The sequence below is a fragment of the Micromonospora sp. NPDC050495 genome (assembly GCF_040655175.1).
Taxonomy (GTDB): Bacteria; Actinomycetota; Actinomycetes; order Mycobacteriales; family Micromonosporaceae; genus Micromonospora.
Window position 1 is genome coordinate 1 of the sequence record NZ_JBFAJK010000054.1, and the last position, 18,642, is coordinate 18,642.

The 18,642-nt window shown below is 75.4% G+C and carries 18 protein-coding genes and 1 riboswitch; of the genes, 8 read left to right on the forward strand and 10 right to left on the reverse strand.

Going from position 1 to position 18,642, the window contains the following annotated elements; translation table 11 throughout:
- Positions 1-252: 252 nt before the first annotated feature.
- On the reverse strand, positions 253-654 hold the full coding sequence (locus AB0I11_RS30235) for a hypothetical protein (protein WP_357328272.1): 402 nt from the start codon (positions 652-654) through the stop codon (positions 253-255).
- Between the two features lie 433 nt (positions 655-1,087).
- Here AB0I11_RS30235 and AB0I11_RS30240 point away from each other — a divergent pair, with 433 nt between their 5' ends.
- Complete coding sequence (locus AB0I11_RS30240; protein WP_357328275.1) at positions 1,088-1,447, forward strand: STAS domain-containing protein; 360 nt, start codon at positions 1,088-1,090, stop codon at positions 1,445-1,447.
- 101 nt (positions 1,448-1,548) lie between these two features.
- Entirely contained in the window at positions 1,549-2,001 is a 453-nt protein-coding gene (locus tag AB0I11_RS30245; protein ID WP_357328278.1) for an SRPBCC family protein, read from the forward strand.
- 73 nt (positions 2,002-2,074) lie between these two features.
- Here the strand turns inward: AB0I11_RS30245 and AB0I11_RS30250 are convergent, their stop codons facing one another.
- The 5 genes from AB0I11_RS30250 to AB0I11_RS30270 all read right to left on the reverse strand — a co-directional run bounded on the left by AB0I11_RS30250 (position 2,075) and on the right by AB0I11_RS30270 (position 8,379).
- Positions 2,075-2,632, reverse strand: coding sequence for a hypothetical protein (locus AB0I11_RS30250; RefSeq protein ID WP_357328281.1), 558 nt, complete (start codon positions 2,630-2,632; stop codon positions 2,075-2,077).
- Between the two features lie 127 nt (positions 2,633-2,759).
- A complete protein-coding gene (locus AB0I11_RS30255; protein ID WP_357328283.1) occupies positions 2,760-3,848 on the reverse strand; it encodes a hypothetical protein in 1,089 nt (362 codons plus the stop codon).
- Positions 3,849-3,860: 12 nt separating this feature from the next.
- Positions 3,861-3,993: riboswitch (cyclic di-AMP (ydaO/yuaA leader) on the reverse strand.
- Positions 3,994-4,134: 141 nt separating this feature from the next.
- On the reverse strand, positions 4,135-5,049 hold the full coding sequence (locus AB0I11_RS30260) for a cation diffusion facilitator family transporter (protein ID WP_357328286.1): 915 nt from the start codon (positions 5,047-5,049) through the stop codon (positions 4,135-4,137).
- Positions 5,050-5,156: 107 nt separating this feature from the next.
- The gene (locus tag AB0I11_RS30265; protein WP_357328289.1) at positions 5,157-7,274 is read right to left on the reverse strand and encodes an AAA family ATPase; all 2,118 of its coding nucleotides are present in this window, start codon (positions 7,272-7,274) and stop codon (positions 5,157-5,159) included.
- A 172-nt stretch (positions 7,275-7,446) separates the two neighbouring features.
- Complete coding sequence (locus tag AB0I11_RS30270; protein WP_357328292.1) at positions 7,447-8,379, reverse strand: alpha/beta hydrolase; 933 nt, start codon at positions 8,377-8,379, stop codon at positions 7,447-7,449.
- Between the two features lie 152 nt (positions 8,380-8,531).
- Between AB0I11_RS30270 and AB0I11_RS30275 the strand changes: the two genes are divergently transcribed.
- Complete coding sequence (locus AB0I11_RS30275) at positions 8,532-9,149, forward strand: carbonic anhydrase (protein WP_357328295.1); 618 nt, start codon at positions 8,532-8,534, stop codon at positions 9,147-9,149.
- A 62-nt stretch (positions 9,150-9,211) separates the two neighbouring features.
- Here AB0I11_RS30275 and AB0I11_RS30280 read toward each other — a convergent pair whose 3' ends face one another.
- The gene (locus AB0I11_RS30280; protein ID WP_357328298.1) at positions 9,212-9,541 is read right to left on the reverse strand and encodes a hypothetical protein; all 330 of its coding nucleotides are present in this window, start codon (positions 9,539-9,541) and stop codon (positions 9,212-9,214) included.
- A 325-nt stretch (positions 9,542-9,866) separates the two neighbouring features.
- Here AB0I11_RS30280 and AB0I11_RS30285 point away from each other — a divergent pair, with 325 nt between their 5' ends.
- The 4 genes from AB0I11_RS30285 to AB0I11_RS30300 all read left to right on the forward strand — a co-directional run bounded on the left by AB0I11_RS30285 (position 9,867) and on the right by AB0I11_RS30300 (position 15,474).
- Positions 9,867-10,358, forward strand: a complete 492-nt coding sequence (locus AB0I11_RS30285) for a DUF3145 domain-containing protein (protein WP_357328301.1) — start codon at positions 9,867-9,869, stop codon at positions 10,356-10,358.
- 33 nt (positions 10,359-10,391) lie between these two features.
- Positions 10,392-12,116 (forward strand): glycoside hydrolase family 3 N-terminal domain-containing protein, encoded by a 1,725-nt coding sequence (locus AB0I11_RS30290; RefSeq protein ID WP_357328304.1) that lies wholly within the window; start codon positions 10,392-10,394, stop codon positions 12,114-12,116.
- Between the two features lie 95 nt (positions 12,117-12,211).
- Positions 12,212-13,198 (forward strand): glycosyltransferase family 2 protein, encoded by a 987-nt coding sequence (locus tag AB0I11_RS30295; protein ID WP_357328308.1) that lies wholly within the window; start codon positions 12,212-12,214, stop codon positions 13,196-13,198.
- Entirely contained in the window at positions 13,195-15,474 is a 2,280-nt protein-coding gene (locus tag AB0I11_RS30300; RefSeq protein ID WP_357328311.1) for a hypothetical protein, read from the forward strand. The genes AB0I11_RS30295 and AB0I11_RS30300 overlap by 4 nt, the downstream gene beginning before the upstream one ends.
- A 409-nt stretch (positions 15,475-15,883) precedes the next feature.
- Here AB0I11_RS30300 and AB0I11_RS30305 read toward each other — a convergent pair whose 3' ends face one another.
- Complete coding sequence (locus tag AB0I11_RS30305; protein ID WP_357328314.1) at positions 15,884-16,657, reverse strand: class I SAM-dependent methyltransferase; 774 nt, start codon at positions 16,655-16,657, stop codon at positions 15,884-15,886.
- A 110-nt stretch (positions 16,658-16,767) separates the two neighbouring features.
- On the opposite strand from AB0I11_RS30305, the gene AB0I11_RS30310 reads away from it, so the two are divergent.
- Positions 16,768-16,989 (forward strand): hypothetical protein, encoded by a 222-nt coding sequence (locus AB0I11_RS30310; RefSeq protein WP_357328317.1) that lies wholly within the window; start codon positions 16,768-16,770, stop codon positions 16,987-16,989.
- A gap of 102 nt (positions 16,990-17,091) precedes the next feature.
- On the opposite strand, the gene fabF is transcribed toward AB0I11_RS30310, so the two are convergent.
- Both fabF and AB0I11_RS30320 read right to left on the reverse strand, forming a co-directional pair.
- Positions 17,092-18,318, reverse strand: a complete 1,227-nt coding sequence (gene fabF / locus AB0I11_RS30315; protein ID WP_357328320.1) for a beta-ketoacyl-ACP synthase II — start codon at positions 18,316-18,318, stop codon at positions 17,092-17,094.
- 2 nt (positions 18,319-18,320) lie between these two features.
- Positions 18,321-18,560: an acyl carrier protein gene (locus AB0I11_RS30320; protein WP_007072348.1), complete on the reverse strand. Its 240-nt coding sequence runs from the start codon at positions 18,558-18,560 to the stop codon at positions 18,321-18,323.
- Positions 18,561-18,642 lie beyond the last annotated feature (82 nt).

An 18,642-nucleotide genomic window follows, 5' to 3' on the forward strand; every position in this document is an offset into this window, starting at 1 on the left:
CCTGGTTGTGGATGGGATTCAGCAGGGTGCCACTCCGAACCCCGGGGGGGCGCGGCCCGGCCGGCCCCCCCCACGCTTTGCCCCCCGCCGGGGCGGGCCCCGCCCCCCCCCGCCCCGGCGAGCGGCGGCGTCCCCGACCCGGGCCGGCCCTGATCGGCCCGGGTCGGCCCTAATCGGCCTGGGTCGGCCCTGGTCGCCGAGCGGCGGCGTCCCCGCCGGGGGACGCCGCCGCATCGGTGGGTGGGGTGCGGGTCAGTTGTCCAGGACGGGGGAGTCGGGTCGGTCCACGTCGACGAACTCGATCTCCTCCAGCTCGCGGGACCGGCCACCGGCGGCGCGGGCCGCGGTGCCGGCCGCCCAGCCGATGGCCGCGCCGGCCAGCGCCGCGGCGATCAGCAGCGTCCACGGCAGCGCCGGCCGCCGGCCGGCGAGCGCGTCGAAGGCGAGCGTGGCCCGGCGCCGGGCCTCCTCGGCGGCGGACCCGACCAGGTCGCTGGCGTCGTCGGCCAGGCCCGTGCCGTTGCGGCGGGCGGCGCGCGCGGCGTCCCGGACGCTGTCACCGGCGGACCCGACGGTGGAGAGCAGCTGCTCCCACGCCTGGTCCGCGATCCGCTCGGGCTTGCTCCGGCGGTCCAGCAGACTGCTTCCGAACATGGTGTACCTCCTCGGCTGCCGAAGTCCCGGGGGTCGGCGGGACCGCGGCGGGCATCGGGCGGGTGACGGTTCGCTCCACCCGGGCTGTGCCCACGCGGCAGCCGCGGCAAACCAGCCGTGCCGGGCCGGCCGCCCCGCTTCCGGCCCGGTGTGGGAGGAACCACCCGAAACGCGCCGGGAATACGTACGGGCCCCACGGGCGGACGCCCGCTACCCTGGGTCGGCGGATCGACCGGCCCGGTCGGTCGTTGAGGATTCAGAACAGTTGTCGTAGGGAAATGAAGACCCATAGAGTCCGGATTGGGATGCCCAGGTGTGCCCAGTCCGCGAATTGCTCATCCCGAGGGGTGGCGACCGAGGCCATCGGAGGAATACTCTCGGTCGCGGCCCGCGTACTGATGAGGCGCCCGTACGGGCGAGTGGAGGTGCTCGCGTGAGCCTGTCGATCGTGAAGTCGGTTCTGTCGGGTGGTGTCATCCAGATCGCCCCGCGGGGTGAGATCGACGTCGACACCGCGTACGAGGTGCGTGAAGCGATCGCCGAGGTGCTCGCGAAGGGCCGCCCCAGCCGGATCGAGCTGAACATGCGGCTGGTCACCTTCATCGACTCGGTCGGCATCAGCGCGATGGTGGCCGGCTTCCAGACCGCCGAGGTCAGCGGCGTCAAGCTGCTGGTCACCGAGCCGAGCCGCTTCGTGCACCGGCAGCTCTGGGTGACCGGTCTGCTCGGTCTCTTCGGCGCTCCGGAGCCCTACTTCGCCGACAGCGGCTCCGAGGTGCTCCCCGGCGCCTGACCCGTCGCGTCGCGCGCCGACCGTCGGGACCGCCCCACCGTTGCCAGCCCGGCCCCGGTACGGCACGATCGTGCCGACCGTCGACGGCGAGGGGGTCCGGCTTGCTCAGCAGCGACAGCTTCAGCTACACCGTGCAGGCCCGCTGCACCCGCGCGGAGGCCCTCGCCCTGCTCGGTGACCTGAGCCGGCAGGGCGAGCTGCATCCGCTGATCATCCGGGTCCGCGAGCTGCCGCCCCGCCCCGGCGCCCTGGCCAGCTACGCGATCACCGACCGGCTGGAACTGGGCCCGCTGCACTTCCCGGTGACCTATCAGGCGGACGTGCTGGTCGCCAACGAGGACGAGGTGGTGACCGTGGCCCGGCAGCAGCCGGCCACCACGGTGCGCAACCACACCCGGCTGCGGGACGAGCCCGACGGGGTGGTGCGCATCGACGTGGAGATCACCCTCTCCGCACCGGCCCCGCTGTTCGGGTACGCCTTCCGGCAGGCCCGGGCCGCGCACCTCGGCCTCGCCAGCCGGCTCGGCGCGACCCTGGAGGGCCGGGCCGCCTGACCCCGGCCCACCGGCCGGCCACAGGTTCGGCCGCCTGACCCCGGCCCGCCGGCCACACCGTCGGGCTACTGGCTCAGGCCCGCCGGCCGGCCGGATCCTCGACCGCCGGGCGCTGCCCGTCGGGGTGGCCCGGGCGCTGCGGCGCCGCCCGTCGGCTGGTGGGTGCGGCGGGCCGCAGCCGCCCCCACGGCTTGTAGGTGGAGAGCACGGTGGCGACGAGCAGCAGCGTGCTGGAGACGGCCGGCGGGACGACCAGATCCACCCGCAGGTGCGGGGACGCCGCGCCGCCGAGCGCGCCGAGGTGCCGGATCCGCGGCGTCAACAGCAGCAGGACCAGCCCGAGCATGACCGTGGTGAGCACCAGCTTCACCAGCACCCAGCGCCAGCGCAGCAGGCCCCACGGGGTGAGCAGCGCGCTGGCCACCCCGACCAGCCAGACCGCCACGCTCAGCGGGGCGAACAGGTAGGTGACCAGCAGCCCGGCGGTGGGGTAGACCACGTCCGGGTCGGCCCCGCGCAGCCCGGCCACGCCCAGGGTGAGCAGCACCAGGTCGGTGCCGAGCCAGCCCAGCGCGGTGACCAGGTGCAGGGTGAGCAGGGCCTTGCGTCCGGTCGGGGAGAGTCGGGTCATGCCGCCGATGCTGCTCCGCCGCCGGCCCGCCGTCGTGGTCCGCCGGACGACACCCGGCGTACGTCCCGGGGCGTAGCGGGGGTCGCGCCGGGGTGGCCCGCCGGGGCGGCGGACCACCCGCGGCGGCTCAGTAGACCGACAGGTGCACGTGGTTGGTGTGGTCGCTGGACGGGTCGCCGTTGCCCCCGCTGTACGCCTTCCACCCGCTGCTGGGCAGCCAGATCTGCCGGAACCAGATCACGTAGAGCACGGCGAGCGCGTCGGCGTTGCGGATGAAGTACGCGGCCAGGTTGTTGCCGTACGTCTTGTCGCCGCCGCTGGCCACCCCGCCGAAGCCGTCCTTCTGTGCGGCGAAGTCGCAGGCCCGGCCCTTGGGGTGTTCGCCCGAGCCGCCGCTGCGGTGACAGGAGACGTAGCGGGTGAACCCGGCCGCCTTGGCCTGCTGCAGGGCGTGCAGGGTGCGCGGGGTGATGCACCCGTCGGCCGGCGTGGGGTCGTTCACGCTGCACGACTCGGACGGCCAGGAGCCGTCGGCGTTGCGGGGCGCCGGTTTCGCGTTCGTCCGGGAGGTGCCCTGCACGCTGCCGCCGTCGGGCCGGGACGCCGACCGGTTGGCGACCTCCAGCGCGTGCTCGGCCTGCTGCTTGCGCTTGGCCATCACCGCGACCTGCTTGCGCTGCTCCTGGATCTCGGCGGCCAGTGCGGCCTGGGTGCGGGTGGCCCGGTCCCGGGCGTCGAGCAGGTCGCGCAGCGCCCGGTCCTCATGCGCGGCGACCTGCTGGAGCGCGGCGGCCCGGTCCATGAAGCCCTCCGGGCTGCTGCTGCCGAGCAGCGCGGACGCGGTGCCGAGCCGGCCGGTCCGGTACGCCACCCCGGCGATCTCGCCGACCTTGGCGTCCCGCAGGTCCAGCTCCGCGCCGATGCCGGCGAGGTCGGCGGTGAGCTGTTTCTGCCGGCTCGTCGAGCGGTTCAGCGCGGTCCGCGCCTCCAGCCAGCCCTTGCTGGCCGCGTCGAGCTGGGCGCGCAGCGCGGGGGTGCCGCCCTCGTCGTCACCGCCCGGGGCGGCGGCGAGCAGGCCGGTCGGGGAAGGGCCGGCGAGCCGGCCGGCGGGGGAAGTCGCCGACGCGGGGGAGGCCGGCACGGTCACGACGCCGAGGGCGAGCGTCGCGACGAGCAGGGCCGCCAACCGGGCGGCCGTCCGTCGTACAGGTGCCATGGATGGCATTCAGGTTCCTTCCGTCAACCGCCGACCGGGTTAGCTGACGGGTTCGGGACGGAAGATCCCTACCGCTGACGCGGATGCACCCCAGGTGCGTGGTTCCCCGGCTCGCCGCGTTCCGGCGATTAGGCGACGGCCACCGCGGGCGCCGGGAGGGCGCCGCCCGGCGGCCGGGACCGAGCCTACCGGCGGTACCCGGTCCCGGCCCGGTAGGCGGGCCGAGCATTCGGGCATAAAGCCGGCATAAGTGCACAATAGCCACTCGGATTTAAGGTTGTCCTCATTACCACTCGACCGAGCCGCACGCGCCCGCCGACGCTCCGGGTTCGATCTGCAACGTGGCGTGATCGATCGAGAAGTCGTCGTGCAGCGCGGTCCGGGCCGCGGCCAGCACCTCGCCCACCTCGGCGCCGGGAGCCATGGTCAGGTGCGCGGAGGCCACCTCCATCCCTGAGGTGAGCGTCCAGACGTGCAGGTCGTGCACCTCGGCCACGCCGGGCACCGCGGCCAGCCGGTCGTGCACGGCGGTCACCTGGAGGTGCTCCGGGGCGGCCTGCACCAGGATGCGCAGCGCGGCCCGTCCGAGCCGCCAGGTGCGCGGCAGGATGAACAGCCCGATCGCCACGGCGACCAGCGGGTCGGCCCACCACCAGTCGGTGACCGCGATGACCAGCGCGGCGCCGATCACGCCGAGCGAGCCGAGCAGGTCGCCGAGTACCTCCAGGTAGGCCCCGCGCAGGTTGATGCTCTCCTGCGCGCCGGCGCGCAGCAGGGCGAACGCCGCGATGTTGGCCAGCAGGCCGAGCACCGCCACGGCGAGCATCGGCCCGGCGAGCACCTCCGGCGGCTCGCCGAACCGGCGTAGCGCCTCGACCAGCACGTAGACGGCGACCGCGCCGAGCAGCACCGCGTTGGCCAGGGCGGCCAGCACCTCCAGCCGGTAGAGCCCGAAGGTGCGCTGCGGATCGGTCCCGGCCCGGCGGGTGGCGGTGATCGCGGCCAGCGCCATTGCGATGCCGAGCACGTCGGTGAACATGTGCCCGGCGTCGGAGAGCAGGGCCAGCGAGCCGGTGCCGAACGCGGCCACGGCCTCGACCAGCATCAGGGCGGTGAGCAGGCCGAGCGCGGCCCACAGCCGGCCCCGATGGCGCTGCGCGGCGTTGGCCACCGCGCCGCTGTGGTCATGACCTCCGCCCACGCCCTTACCCTCTCGTCCCTCGGCCCGGCCGGACTCAATCTATGCTCACATCGCTATGTGTGCAAGTGAATGGCCGGGCCGGGCCCCGGACGGCGGACCGGCCGACGTCAGGCGGCCGGCTCCAGCGTGGTGAGGCGCTGGGTGGCCCGGGAGAGCGCCACGTAGAGGGTCCGCACCCCCGACCCCGGGTCGGCGCGGATCTCGCCCGGCGCGACCAGCACCACCCCGTCGTACTCCATGCCCTTGGCCTGGAGGCTGGTCACCACCTGCAACCGGCCGGCACCGAGCGCGTCCAGCCAGCCGGCCACCTCGTCCCGGCGCGGCACCGGCGTGATCACCCCGACCGTGCCCGCCACCTCGGCCAGCAGATCCCGCGCCGCGGCCACGGTGGCCGCCGGCAGCCCGGCCGCCGGCACCACCCGCTCGACCGGCGCCACCCCGGTGGAGCGCACCGCGCTGGGCAGGGCCAGGTCCGGGTAGAGCCGGCGGATCTCCGCCGCCGCCACCGCGAAGATCTCCGCCGAGTTCCGGTAGTTCGTGGTCAGCTCGTACCGGTACCGGCGGCGCCGGCCCAGCGCCTGGTCGCGGGCGCGGGTCAGCTCCTGCGGATCGCCGATCCAGGCGGTCTGCGCCGGATCGCCCACCACGGTCCAGGAGGCCAGCCGACCGCGCCGGCCGATCATCCGCCACTGCATCGGCGAGACGTCCTGCGACTCGTCGACCACCACGTGCGCGTAGTCGCGGTAGTCCTCCGGGCGCTCCCGGGCGGCGGCCCGGGCCGCCCGCTGCCGGTCGGCGTGCGTGCTCAGCTCACGGACCCCCCCGGCGAGCTGGAACGGGTCGCGCTGGGGTCGCCGCCGCTGCACCGGCTTGCCGAGCAACGCGTCCAACTCGTCCAGGAGCGCGACGTCGGCGATCGTCGGCCCCTCCCCGGCCAGGCTCCGGTACGCCTCGACGAGCAGCCCGATCTCCGCCCCCGACAGCACCCCGCCGGCGTACCGGCGCAGCCGCTCGGGGCGGGCCAGCCAGCCGAGCACGTGCCGGGGATGCAGCCGGGGCCACCACGCCTTGAGGAACTCCCGGAACTCCGGCCGGTCGATGATCTCGTCCTCGAACGCGGGCTGCTCCGGCAGCCGGCCGATGCGCAGCGTGCGGGCCTGCGCGTAGAGGGCGGCCAGCACGGCGTCGAACCCGGCCCGGCGCACCTCGTTGCGGCGCGCCCCGCGCGGCAGCGCCCGGTCCCGGATACCGTCCAGCTCGGCCCGCTCCAGCCGCAGCAGCTCGCCCCGGTAGAGCAGGCGCAACTCGGTGGGTGCGCCCGGCGCCGCGTCCCGGACGGCCCGCTCCAACACCCGGCGCATCCGCAGCGAGCCCTTCACCGCCGCCACCTCCGGCGGGTCGGTACGGGTCGCCGACACGCCCGGGAAGAGCGAGCCGAGCGAGTGCAGGGTGGCGGTCTCCTCGCCGAGCGAGGGCAGCACCGAGGCGATGTACTCGACGAACACGCTCGACGGGCCGACCACCAGGATGCCGCCGCCGGCGTACCGGGAGCGGTCGGAGTAGAGCAGGTACGCGGCCCGGTGCAGGGCCACCGCCGTCTTGCCGGTGCCCGGGCCGCCGGAGACGATCGTCACGCCGTTGCCGGGGGAGCGGATCGCCTCGTCCTGCTCCCGTTGGATGGTGGCCACGATGTCCCGCATGCCCCGGCCGGTGGCCCGGGACAGGGTGGCCAGCAGCGCGCCGTCGCCCACCACCGCCAGCTCCGGCGGCGCCGACTCCGGGTCCAGCAGGTCGTCCTCGATCCGGGTGACCTTCTCCGCCGACGACTGGATGGTGCGCCGGCGCACCACGCCCATCGGCTCGGCCGGGGTGGCCTGGTAGAAGGCCGCCGCCGCCGGAGCCCGCCAGTCCACCACCAGCGTCTCGGCGTTCTCGTCGCGCACCCCGAGCCGCCCCACGTGCAGCACCTGCCCGGTCCGCAGGTCCAGCCGGCCGAAGACCAGCCCCTCGTGCTCGGCGTCGAGCACGTACCGGCGCTGCGCCGCGTGGAAGACCATGGCGTCCCGCTCCACCAGGGCGCCGAAATTGCCGACCCGAGCCAGCCGGTAGCCCTCCCGCTCGGCCTCGGCGGCCGCGCGCCGCAGCTCCGCGAGCCGGGCGTACACCCGGTCGAGATGCCGCTGTTCGACGGCGATCTCCTGTTCCAGGGTGGTCTGGTCGCTCAACGCGGGGGCTCCTGATGGTCACGGGGCGGGCACGGCGGGCTGAATGAGGGTACGGGGCGGCGGTTGAGCGCCCTGCCGGGGCCATGCCGCGCGTGGCGTTCGACCCGTGCCGGATGCCCGTTATCCAGCGGTTCCCACCCGTTCGCGAGGCACCGACGGCCGCTCCGCCGATTCAGGCGGCCAGCGGTCGCTGCGCCGGGCCGGGCGCCGCGGCCAGGACCTGGCCGAGGACGGCGGCGAGCGCGGCGTTGACCGCGTCGGGGCGCTCCATCATGAGCATGTGCCCGGCGCCCGGGCAGACGGTCAGCTCGGTGGTGGGCAGCGCCGCGGCGATCGACTCGGCGCACGGCGGCGGGGTGAGCCGGTCCCGGTCGCCGACCAGGGCGGCGGCCGGCAGCCGGCCCAGCGCGGCCAGGGTCGCCAGCCGGTGCTGGGCGCCGATCGAGGCGCGGAACCCGCCGATCGAGCGGAGCGAGGCGTGCGCCACCGCCGAGGTGACCAGCCGGATGTCGGCCGGGTCGCAGCGGTCCCCGAAGAGCATCCAGCGGATGCTCGGGCGCAGCGCGCGGAGCAGGGCGCGCGGCGGACGCCAGGCGCCGCAGCGGGCCAGCACCCCGGCGCCGGTGGTCTCGGCCAGCCGGATCAGCCGGGCGATGCGCGGGGAGAGCCCGTACGCGGTGTGGGTGTGCCCCTCGGCGGTGGTGGAGACGAACACCAGCCCGGCCGTGCGGGCGGCGAAGTGCTCCGGGTGGCGGTGGGCGTACTCCATCACGGTCATCCCGCCCATCGAGTGCCCCACCAGCACGATCCGCCCGGTGGGGGCCACCTCGTCGACCAGCGCGGCCAGGTCGTCGCCGAGCTGGGCCAGCGTCGCCGTACGCAGCGCCATGCAGCTGGAGCGGCCGTGGCCCCGGGCGTCGTAGGTCACCACCCGGACCCGGCCAGCGAAGCGGGCCCGCAGCTCGGCGAGCTGCCGGTGCCAGCTGCGCCCGTCCAGCGTCCAGCCGTGCAGCAGGATCGCGGTGACCTCGGCGTCGACCGGCCCGGTCGCCTCCACGTGCAGGCGTACGCCGTCGGGAAGCCGTACCTCCAGTTGCTGCCCCATCGCTGAACCTCCCCCGGGCGGCCGGTGTCCTGCGCACCGGGTCAACCCGGCGGTAACGACCGGCTACCCCCCATGACATCACGCCAACCGTGCCGTGGAGAAGATTCCCGACCCGGCCCCGTCCGGCCGGATCGGCGACCACGCTGTAAGGCATGCCGCGCCCCACCCCGGCCGCCCGCAGCCCACGGGCCGCCCTCGCCGAGCTGCTGGCCGGCAACCGCCGCTTCGCCAGCGGGCAGCCGGTGCACGGCCACGACGTCACCGCGGCGGCCGCCGTCGCCTCCGGTGACCAGCAGCCGTACGCCGTGGTGCTCGGCTGCATCGACTCCCGGGTGCCGCTGGAGGCGATCTTCGACCAGACGTTCGGCTCGATCTGCGTCATCCGCACCGGCGCGCACGTGCTCGACCGCGCGGTGCACGGCTCGGTGGAGTTCGCCGTCGAGCAGCTCGGGGTGACGCTGGTGATGGTGCTCGGGCACGAGCGTTGCGGGGCGGTCGGCTCGGCGGTGCAGGCGCTGCGGACCGGGCGGCGACCGGGCGGCGCGCTGGCGTACCTGGTGGACCGGATCGCCCCGGCGGTCGTCGAGGTCGGCGCCGACGGCCCGGCGGCGCAGTCGCTGGCGATCCGCCGGCACGTGCTCCGCACGGTGGCCGCGCTGCGCGCCGACCACCGGCTCGCCGGGCCGGTCGCGGCCGGCACGGTGGCCGTGGTCGGCGCCCGCTACGACCTGGCCACCGGCGAGGTCACCCCGCTGACCGAGGACGGATAGACGACGAACCGCCCGCCGGATGACCCGGCGGGCGGTTCGTGGGGTGTCGCTGGTGCGGGGCCTCAGCCCTCGAAGACGCCGGCCTCGACGAGGCGCTTCTCGGTGGCGTCCCAACCGTGCTCCGGGTGGGCGGCCGCGAGGCTGTTGATCTCGGCGCGGACCTTGGCGGCGTGGCCGGCGGCGGCCAGCGTGCGGATCTCCTCGACGAAGGCCTCGGAGTCGGTACGCAGGTGCGCGGTCTTGCCGTTGGTCAGGTTGCGCACGTAGGCGTGCTTGCCGCCGTTGAGCGGGATCAGGTACTTGAACTCGCCCAGCACGCTGAGGGCGCCACCCTGGCCAGCCTGGCCGGCCCGGACTGACGCGCGCGCGGTCTTAGAGGTGTTGCTCGCCACGGAGGTACTCCTTGCAGACGTACGGGAGGACGGAAAACGTCCGGGGGCTGGTGCGGATGGCGCCCGGGTGAGCGTCAACCCGCGAAGATGTACGGCGGCACAGAACCGCCCAGAGAACTGTACACGACCTCGACGCCTGGCTGGTCGTCGCGCCGTCAGGGAGCACAACCAGGTCAGCCACCCGGGTATTTCCCGCCGGCGGAGGCGGCGAATTTTCCGATTCGCTGGCGCACCACCCGTCACAGCGTCATCATGAGTTACCAGAGGCCACTCGGGTGGACGAGGTCGTAGGGGAAGACGCACCTCGGCTCACCGGGAGGTCACCGTGCCAACGCGTGGCGTCGTATACGTCCACTCGACCCCGCTCGCCGTGTGCTCGCACGTCGAGTGGGCGATCGCGCGCGTCCTCGCCGCGCCGGTCAACCTGCACTGGACGGCCCAGCCGGTCGATCCGGGGGCCCGGCGTGCCGAGTGCGGGTGGACCGGCAGCCCGGGGACGGGCGCCGAGCTGGCTGCTGCCCTCCGGCAGTGGCCCATGATCCGTTTCGAGGTGACCGAGGAGCCGAGCCCGGGCGTCGACGGCGAGCGGTTCATGTACGTGCCCGGGCGGGGGCTGTTCCGGGCCACCGTCGGCGCGGCCGGCGACATCCAGCTCGGCGAGGACCGGCTGCGCGCCATCATGGCGTCCGCCCGCGCCCCCGAGGCCCTCGCGCACGCCCTCGACAAGGCGCTCGGCACCGCCTGGGACGCCGAACTGGAGCCCTACCGGTACGCCGGCGACGGCGCCCCGGTGACCCTGCTCACCCGGGTGGGCTGACGGGGGACTCAGTTCCGCCGATACCGTGGGGTGATGTCGACTTCCCCTCGACGTGCCGCCGTCGCCTGCGCCGCCCTGACCGCCGTGCTCATCACCGGGTGCGGCACCGGGCCGGACCGGCCGCGCCCGGCGCCCTCGTCGAGCCCTTCCTCGGCCGCGCCGACGCCCACCAGGGCGGATCCGGCGGCGGATCCGGCCGCCCGCGCGGCCGCCCTGGTCGGCACGCTCGCCGACGAAGACCTGGTCGGCCAGGTGCTGATGCCCTACGCCTACGGCAGCTCGGCGACCAAGGTCTCGCCCGGGTCGGCGGCCGGCAACCGGGCCCTGGCCGGCGTCGCCACCCCCGCCGAGATGGTGGCGAAATACCGCCTGGGCGGGCTGATCCTGGTCGGCTTCAGCGCCGACGACCCGACCTCCGGCAACCAGGCCACCACCAACGTGGAGAACCCGAACCAGGTCCACGAGCTGACCACCGGGCTGCGCGCGGCCGCCGGCCGGCTGCCCGCCGGCTCGGCGCCCTTCCTGATCGGCACCGACCAGGAGTACGGGGTGGTCACCCGGATCACCGGCGGGGTGACCCTGCTGCCCAGCCCGCTCGCGGCCGGCGCCGCCCGGCAGCCGGCGCTGACCGAGGCCGCCTGGCGGGCGGCCGGCGCGGAACTGGCCGCCATGGGGATCAACCTGGACTTCGCCCCGGTCGCCGACGTGCTCGCCACCCGGAGCACCGTGATCGGCTCCCGCTCCTTCGGCGCCGACCCCGGCAACGCCTCCGCCCAGGTGGGCGGCGCGGTCCGCGGCCTGCAGGCGGCCGGGGTGGCGGCCAGCGTCAAGCACTTCCCCGGCCACGGCCTCACCGCCGCCGACTCGCACACCGAGCTGCCCGTCGTCGCCCAGTCCCGCGCCGTGCTGGACCGCACCGCGTTCCCGCCGTTCCGCGCCGGGATCGACGCCGGCGCCATGGCGGTGATGTCCGCCCACCTGGACGTGCGGGCGGTCGACCCGGGCACCCCCGCCACCTTCTCCCACAAGCTGCTCACCGACGTGCTCCGCGGCCAGCTCGGCTTCCAGGGCGTGATCATCACCGACGGGATGAACATGGCTCCGGCCAAGCGCTGGGCGCCGGGGGAAGCCGCGGTGCGGGCGCTGAACGCCGGCAACGACCTCATCCTGATGACCCCGAACGTGGGCCAGGCGTACGACGGGCTGCTGGCCGCGCTGCGGGACGGGTCGCTGCCCCGGACCCGGCTGGTCGACGCGGCCACCCGGGTGCTGACGATGAAGTTCAAGCTGGCCGACCGGCCCGCCCCCGAGCTGTCCACGCTGGGCAGCGCCGAACACCGTACGGCCGCCGCCGACCTGGCCGCCGCGGCCGTCACCCAGCTGCGCGGCCGGTGCGGCGCCCCGATCGCCGGCCCGGTCACCGTCACCTCCTCCGCCGGCCGGGACCGCGCCCGCGCCGCGCTGACCCAGGCGCTCACCGCCGCCGGGGTGCGGGTGGTGCCCTCCGGCGGGCGGGTGGTGCACCTCGTCGGGTACGGCGACAACGCCAAGGACCTGCGTGCCGGCGCGGCCGTGACGGTCGCCATGGACACCCCGTACGTGCTGGCCGGCGCGGACTCGCCAACGCTGCTGGCGACCTACTCGTCCGGCCAGGCGTCGATGACCGCGCTGGCCGCGGTGCTCGCCGGTAAGTCCCGCCCGGCCGGGCGTTCCCCGGTCGCGGTGACCGGCCTGCCGGCCACCGTCTGCGGCACCTGACCTGGGGACGGAGCCCGAGGACGGGCCGCGGCGACCGTCCTGACTGGTAGCGTCGGCCCCGTCCGCGCCGCAGCGAACCGGGGGGTCGAAGCGCCGTGACCGCAGCGCAGCCGGCACTCTCCGTGGTGGTGCCGATGTTCAACGAGGCGGCCGTCCTGCCGCTGCTCGCCCAGCGCCTGCGGGGCGTGCTCGACGGGCTCGGCGAGGCGTACGAGGTGGTGGCCGTCGACGACGGCAGCACCGACGGGACCGCCGCCGGGCTGGCCGCGCTGCGGGCCGGCTGGCCCGAGCTGCGGGTGCTGCGGCTGCGCCGCAACAGCGGTCACCAGGCCGCCCTGCACGCCGGGCTGCTCCGGGCCCGCGGCGGGTACGTGGTCAGCATCGACGCCGACCTCCAGGACCCGCCCGAGGTGATCGTCGAGATGCTCCGCCGGGCGCGCGCCGACGGGCTGGACGTGGTCTACGGCGTCCGGGCCGACCGCAGCCGGGACACCTGGTTCAAGCGGTGGACCGCGGCCGGCTACTACCGGGCCGTCCGCCGGCTGGTCGGCGAGCAGGTGCCCGCCCAGGCCGGTGACTTCCGGCTGCTCAGCTCCGCGGCCGTCGAGGCGCTGCGGGACCTGCCCGAACGCAACCCGGTGCTCCGGCTGGTGGTGCCGTGGCTGGGGTTTCCCAGCGGGGAGGTCGCCTACGAGCGGCAGGAGCGGGCCGCCGGCCGCACCAAATATCCGCTGTCCCGGATGGCCGGGCTGGCCGTGGAGAGCGTCACCAGCTTCTCGGCCGCCCCGCTGCGGGTCGCCACTTGGCTGGGGCTGCTCGGCGTCGCGGTCTGCGGGGTGCTGGTGGTGGTCGCGCTGCTGGCCTGGTCCACCGGCGCCACGGTGACCGGCTGGCCCTCGCTCTACGTGGCGGTGCTCTTCCTCGGCGCGGTGCAGCTGCTCTGCCTCGGCCTGCTCGGCGAGTACGTGGCCCGGATCTACACCGCCGTGCAGCGCCGCCCGGCGTACGCGGTGGCCAGTGACAGCGCGGTCGGCGTGCCGGCCCGCCCGGACGCCGCCGAGCTGGCCGACAGCCTCCGGTGACCGCGCTCGCCACCGGGGGTTCCGCCCCGGCCGCGGTCGCCCCGGGCCGCCGGTCCCGGCTGCGCCGGTACGCCCCGGCCGCCGCCGGTTACCTCGCCGTGGCGGCCATCCTGCTGGTCGCCGGCACCCCGGTCGGCGCGCTGGTCCGCTGGACGGCGTACGCGCTGCTGGCCGTGCTGCTGCCCGGGACGCTGGTCTTCCGGGCGCTGCGCCGCCGGGCGTACACCCTGGTCGAGGACCTGGCCCTGGGCGCGGCCGTCGGCCTGGTGCTGGAGCTGGCCGCGTGGGCCGTCTGCACCGGCCTCGGCGTGCCGGGCTGGCTGCGGCTGTGGCCGCTGGCCGTGGTGCTGCCGTTCGTGGCCGTACGCCGGCTGCGCCGGCACTGGCGGGTCCGGTACGCCACCACCGTGCCCGCCGGCTGGGCCTGGTCGCTGGCCGGGGTGATCGCCGGGTGCACCGGCTACCTGTACGGGTCGTTCCTCGCCGTGACCCCGGTGCTCCCCACCGACAAGGGGCAGGCGCAGTACATCGACCTGGCCTTCCAGCTCTCCCTGGCCGGGGCGGCCACCCACCAGGTGCCGCCGGACGTGCCGCAGGCCGCCGGCGAGCCGCTGCACTACCACTGGTTCGGCTTCGCCCACCTGGCCGCGACCAGCCTGATCAGCGGCGTCGACCTGCCTACGGTCTTCTTCCGGCTCGGGGTGCCCGCGCTGTGCGCCCTCGCCGCCGTGCTGGTCGCCGTGGTCGGCTGGCGGATCAGTGGCCGCCCGTACGCCGGGGTGGTGGCCAGCGCGCTGATGTTCACGATCGGGGAGTTCGGCTTCGAGGACGGATGGCGGCAGCTCTTCGGCACCCAGGCCACCTTCATCGTCTGGGGCAGCCCGTCGATGACGTACAGCTGGGTGCTGCTGGTGCCGCTGATCGCCGCGCTCGGCGAGCTGGTCGGCCGGGCCCGCGGGGTGGCCGTGCCCGCCCTCGGCCGGGGAGCGTGGGTGCTGGTGGTGCTCTTCCTGGCCGCGTCGACCGGCGCGAAGGCCAGCTCGCTGCCGGTGGTGCTGGCCGCGCTGGGGCTCACCGCGGCGGTCACCCTCGTGGTGCGCCGCCGGCTGCCCCGGGCCGTGCTGGTCGCCGCCGGGCTGGCGCTGGCCGCCCAGCTCTTCGCCACCGCCGTGCTCTTCGCCTTCACCAGCCACGGGGTGACCGTCGACCCGTTCTCCGGGCTGCGCCCGTACCTGCCGGCCGGGCGCTCGGCCGGGTTCACCGCGCTGGTCGGGGCGGGCGTGTTCCTGGCGTTCCTGCTCAACCTCCAGCTCCGGCTGGCCGGGGTGGTGGCCCTGCTGCGGGTGCGCCGCGGCCGGCTGGCGCCGGTGCAGGTGTTCCTGCTCGGCGGCGCCCTCGCCGGGCCGGCCGGCTACCTGCTGCTCGGTCACCCGGGCAGCAGCAACCAGTACTTCACCCGTACCGGGTTCGCCTTCGGGGTGCTGCTGTCCGGCTGGGGCTGGGTCGAACTGGCCGAGCGGCGCGCCCTGTCCGCGCGCGGCCGGCGGCTGCTCGGCGCGGCCGCCGCCGGCTTCGCCGTGCTGCTCACCGCGATCCAGCTCGGCGCCGCGACCAGCACGCCCGCCACGCCCGCGTACGCCCCGGTGCTGCCGCTGCTCCGCTGGGCCGGCGCGCTGGCCCTGCTCGCGCTGGTGCTGGCCTGGTACTGGCCGGTGCTGGCGGGCCGCTGGCCGGGGCTGGCCGGCCGGGGTGGGCTGGTGCTGCTCACCGCCGTGCTGGTGGCCGGGGCGCCGGGGCTGGTGCTGGACGCGGCGGCGGCCCGCGCCCACCCGAACGGCGGGGCGTACCCGGTGGTGCCGATGCCGGCCTCCCGGGTGGCCGCGGCGCGCTGGGTGCACGCGCACAGCGACCCGGACGACGTGCTCGCCACCAACGTGCACTGCCGGGAGGTGGTGGACGGCTCGTGCGACGCCCGCTCGTTCTGGCTCAGCGGCTACGCCGAGCGGTCGGTGCTGGTCGAGGGGTGGGCGTTCGCGCCCCGGATGGTCGGCCGGCCGGCCGGCCCGTACGCGCCGTTCTGGGACGCCGCCCGGCTGCGCGCCAACGACGCCGCCTTCACCGCGCCCACCGCGGCCGGCCTGGCCGCCCTGCGCGACCGGTACGGGGTGCGCTGGCTGGTCGTCGACCGCCAGGTCGGCCGCGAGTCGTCGGCCCTGCGCACCCTGGCCGACCTGCGCTACGACACCGCCCGGCTGGCGGTCTACCGGCTCCGCTGACCTCCGCCCGCGCCCGCGCCCGGTCGCCGGGCGCCCGTGCCGCAGTGCCTCCCGGTGGCGCGTGCCCGGCCGTGCCCGGTGCGGCCCGGCATGCGGTTGGTGTGGCGCGGACTGCCGGCCGGCAGTCCGAGCCGAACGCAGCGGGCGGCCCTGCCGGGGCGAGGCGGTCGACGCGACGGCATCTGCGGTCACGGAGGGTGATAGACCGCGCCGACGGCGGAGGGTGCTCCGGTCCCCTTTGCTCTGCAGCCTTATACGCAACGCTCGACGCTGGGTTACTGCTGCGTCGATGGCTGCAGAGCAAAGGCGCCGATAAGGCAATGCCAGCCCCGCCAGGTGATCGAGGAGATGCGCTGGTCCAGCGTCCCGCCAGGAACAAATCGGGCGAAAATCCGCGACGACGCGGTCCTTACCGTGCGTGATGGGGTGCCGTGTCGGTAAGGGCACGCAGAGTGACCGGTGTGGGTTGGCGGTCGCCGGGGCGGTGGGCGCGCAGCATCAGGGAGACGCCCGGCAGCGCGCCGACCGGCAGGTGGCGTTCGGCTGCGACGACCGCGCGCAGCCCGAGGTTCAGCACCGGGTGCGGCCGGTCCAGGTCGGAGCCGGTGGACCGGCGGCGGCGCCAGGCGGCCACCGGGCGCAGCAGCACGTTCCAGCTCCACAGCTCGTCGACGACCAGGCCGGCCTGCTCCATCAGGGCGCGCAACCCGGCGCGGTCGTAGCGGCGGACGTGCCCCACCGCCACGTCGTGGGCGGACCAGAGCCGCAGGTCGGCCGGCACCGCGATCAGCGCGGTGCCGCCCGGACGCAGGACGCGACGGATCTCGGCGGCGGCGAGGTGGTCCTCGTCGAGGTGTTCCAGGATGTCGAAGGCGACCACCAGGCCGAGGCCGGCCGAGGGGAGCGGCAACTGCCGGGCGTCGGCCCGGATCACGTGCAGGCCACGGTCCCGGGCCAGCCCGGCGCCCTCCGCGCTGTACTCCAGCGCGACCGGCCGCCAGCCGTGGGCCCGCAGCACGCGAGTGTTGCCGCCGCCGGCCGCCCCGACGTCCAGCGCCCGCTCCGGGCGTACCCCGGTCGCCGCCAGCCGGCGCAGCGCCCCGGCCAGCAGGGCCCGCCGCTCCCGGTACCACCAGTGGGTGTCCTCGAGCGCGTCGAGCTTGCGGATCTCGGTGGCTTCCACCCAGTGCTCCTCGGTCCGGACAGATCCACCCTAAGGGACGGATCGGGACCGGTCCGGGCAGCGCGAAAATCCGGTGCGCGGCGCGGCGGACGCTGGCAGGGTGGGCGCCCATGGGACAGCAGGCGCAGGGCTTCGACTACGTCGAACGGGCCGACGGCACCGTGGTGATCACCCACCGCGGCCGGACGGCGGCCACCCTGCGCGGCGGTCGGGCCGCGGAGTTCCTCGCCGAGGTCGGCCAGGACCCGCAGCTGGCGATGGCGCGCTGGACCGGCAACTACCGGCGCGGCAACGAGCGCACCGCGCGCCAGCACCCCCGCAACCGGAGCTGACCGGGACCCTGCTCCGGCCGGGGACACGAACAGGGTCCGTGCCCGGGACGGGCGCGGACCCTGTTGGTACGACCGCTGGTCACCCGGCGGCCGGCGCGGCGCTCAGCCGCGGGTGAAGACGAGGGCCACGTTGTGCCCACCGAAGCCGAACGCGTTGTTCAGCGCCACGGGGATCTCCAGGTGGCGCGCCTTGTGGGCGGCCACATCGAGGGTGAGCCCCTCGTCCGGGTCGTCCAGGTTGATCGTCGGCGGGACGACCCCGTCGCGGATGGCCAGGATGGTGGCGATCGACTCCAGCGCACCGGCCGCGCCGAGCAGGTGCCCGGTCATCGACTTGGTGGCGGTCAGCACCGGGTGGTCGCCCACCGCCTTGCGCAGCGCGCCGATCTCCAGCATGTCGCCCACCGGGGTCGACGTGGCGTGCGCGTTGACGTGCACGATGTCGGTCCGGGCGACGTCCGCGTCGGCAACCGCCCGGGCGATGGCCCGGATCGCGCCCTCGCCCTCGGCGTGCGGCTGCACGATGTCGTACGCGTCCGAGGTGATGCCGGCACCGGCCAGGCGGGCGTACACCCGCGCGCCGCGGGCGGCGGCGTGATCGGCGCGCTCCAGGACGACGATGCCCGCGCCCTCACCGAGGACGAAGCCGTCGCGGCCCTTGTCCCACGGACGGGAGGCCTTCTCCGGCTCGTCGTTGCGGGTCGACATGGCCCGCATCGAGGCGAAACCGGCGATCGGCAGCGGGTGGATGACCGCCTCGGTGCCGCCGGCCACCACCACGTCGGCCCGGCCGGCGCGGATGATGTCCAGCCCGAGCGCGATCGCCTCCGCGCCGGTCGCGCAGGCGCTGGCCACCGAGTGCACCCCGGCCTTGGCACCCAGTTCCAGCCCGACCCAGGCGGCCGGGCCGTTCGGCATCAGCATCGGCACGGTGTGCGGGGAGACCCGCCGCGGGCCGGACGCCTCCAGGATGTCGTCCTGGGCGAGCAGGGTGGTGGCGCCGCCGATACCGGAGCCGACGCTGACCGCGAACCGCTCCGGGTCCAGCCCGGAGTCGGCCAGCCCGGCGTCGGCCCAGGCCTGCTGGGCCGCGATGAGGGCGATCGCCTCGGAACGGTCCAGCCGCCGCAGCTTGACCCGGTCGAGCACCATCGACGGGTCGACGGCGAGTTGCGCGGCGATCCGAACCGGCAGTTGCTCGGCCCACTCCTGGGTGAGCGCACTCACCCCGGAGCGGCCGGCGAGCATGGCGTCCCAGGTCGACGCGACGTCCCCGCCGAGCGGGGTCGTCGCGCCGAGCCCGGTGACGACGACGTCGGGACGACTCATGATCAGGACTGCGCCTCGATGTAGCTGACGGCGTCCCCGACCGTCTTGAGGTTCTGCACCTCGTTGTCCGGGATCTTGACGCCGAACTTCTCCTCGGCCGCCACCACGACCTCCACCATGGAGAGCGAGTCGACATCGAGGTCGTCGGTGAAGGACTTCCCCTCGGCCACGTCGTCCGGGTTCACCCCGGCAACCTCTTCGAGGATCTCGGCGAGGCCGGCGGTGATCTCGTCACGGGTCATTGCGGTTGGTTCCTCTCATCGGGGGTTCACTCGACGGCCGGCGACGCCGGTCGTCACTCCTCGGCGCGCTCGCGCCCGAGGG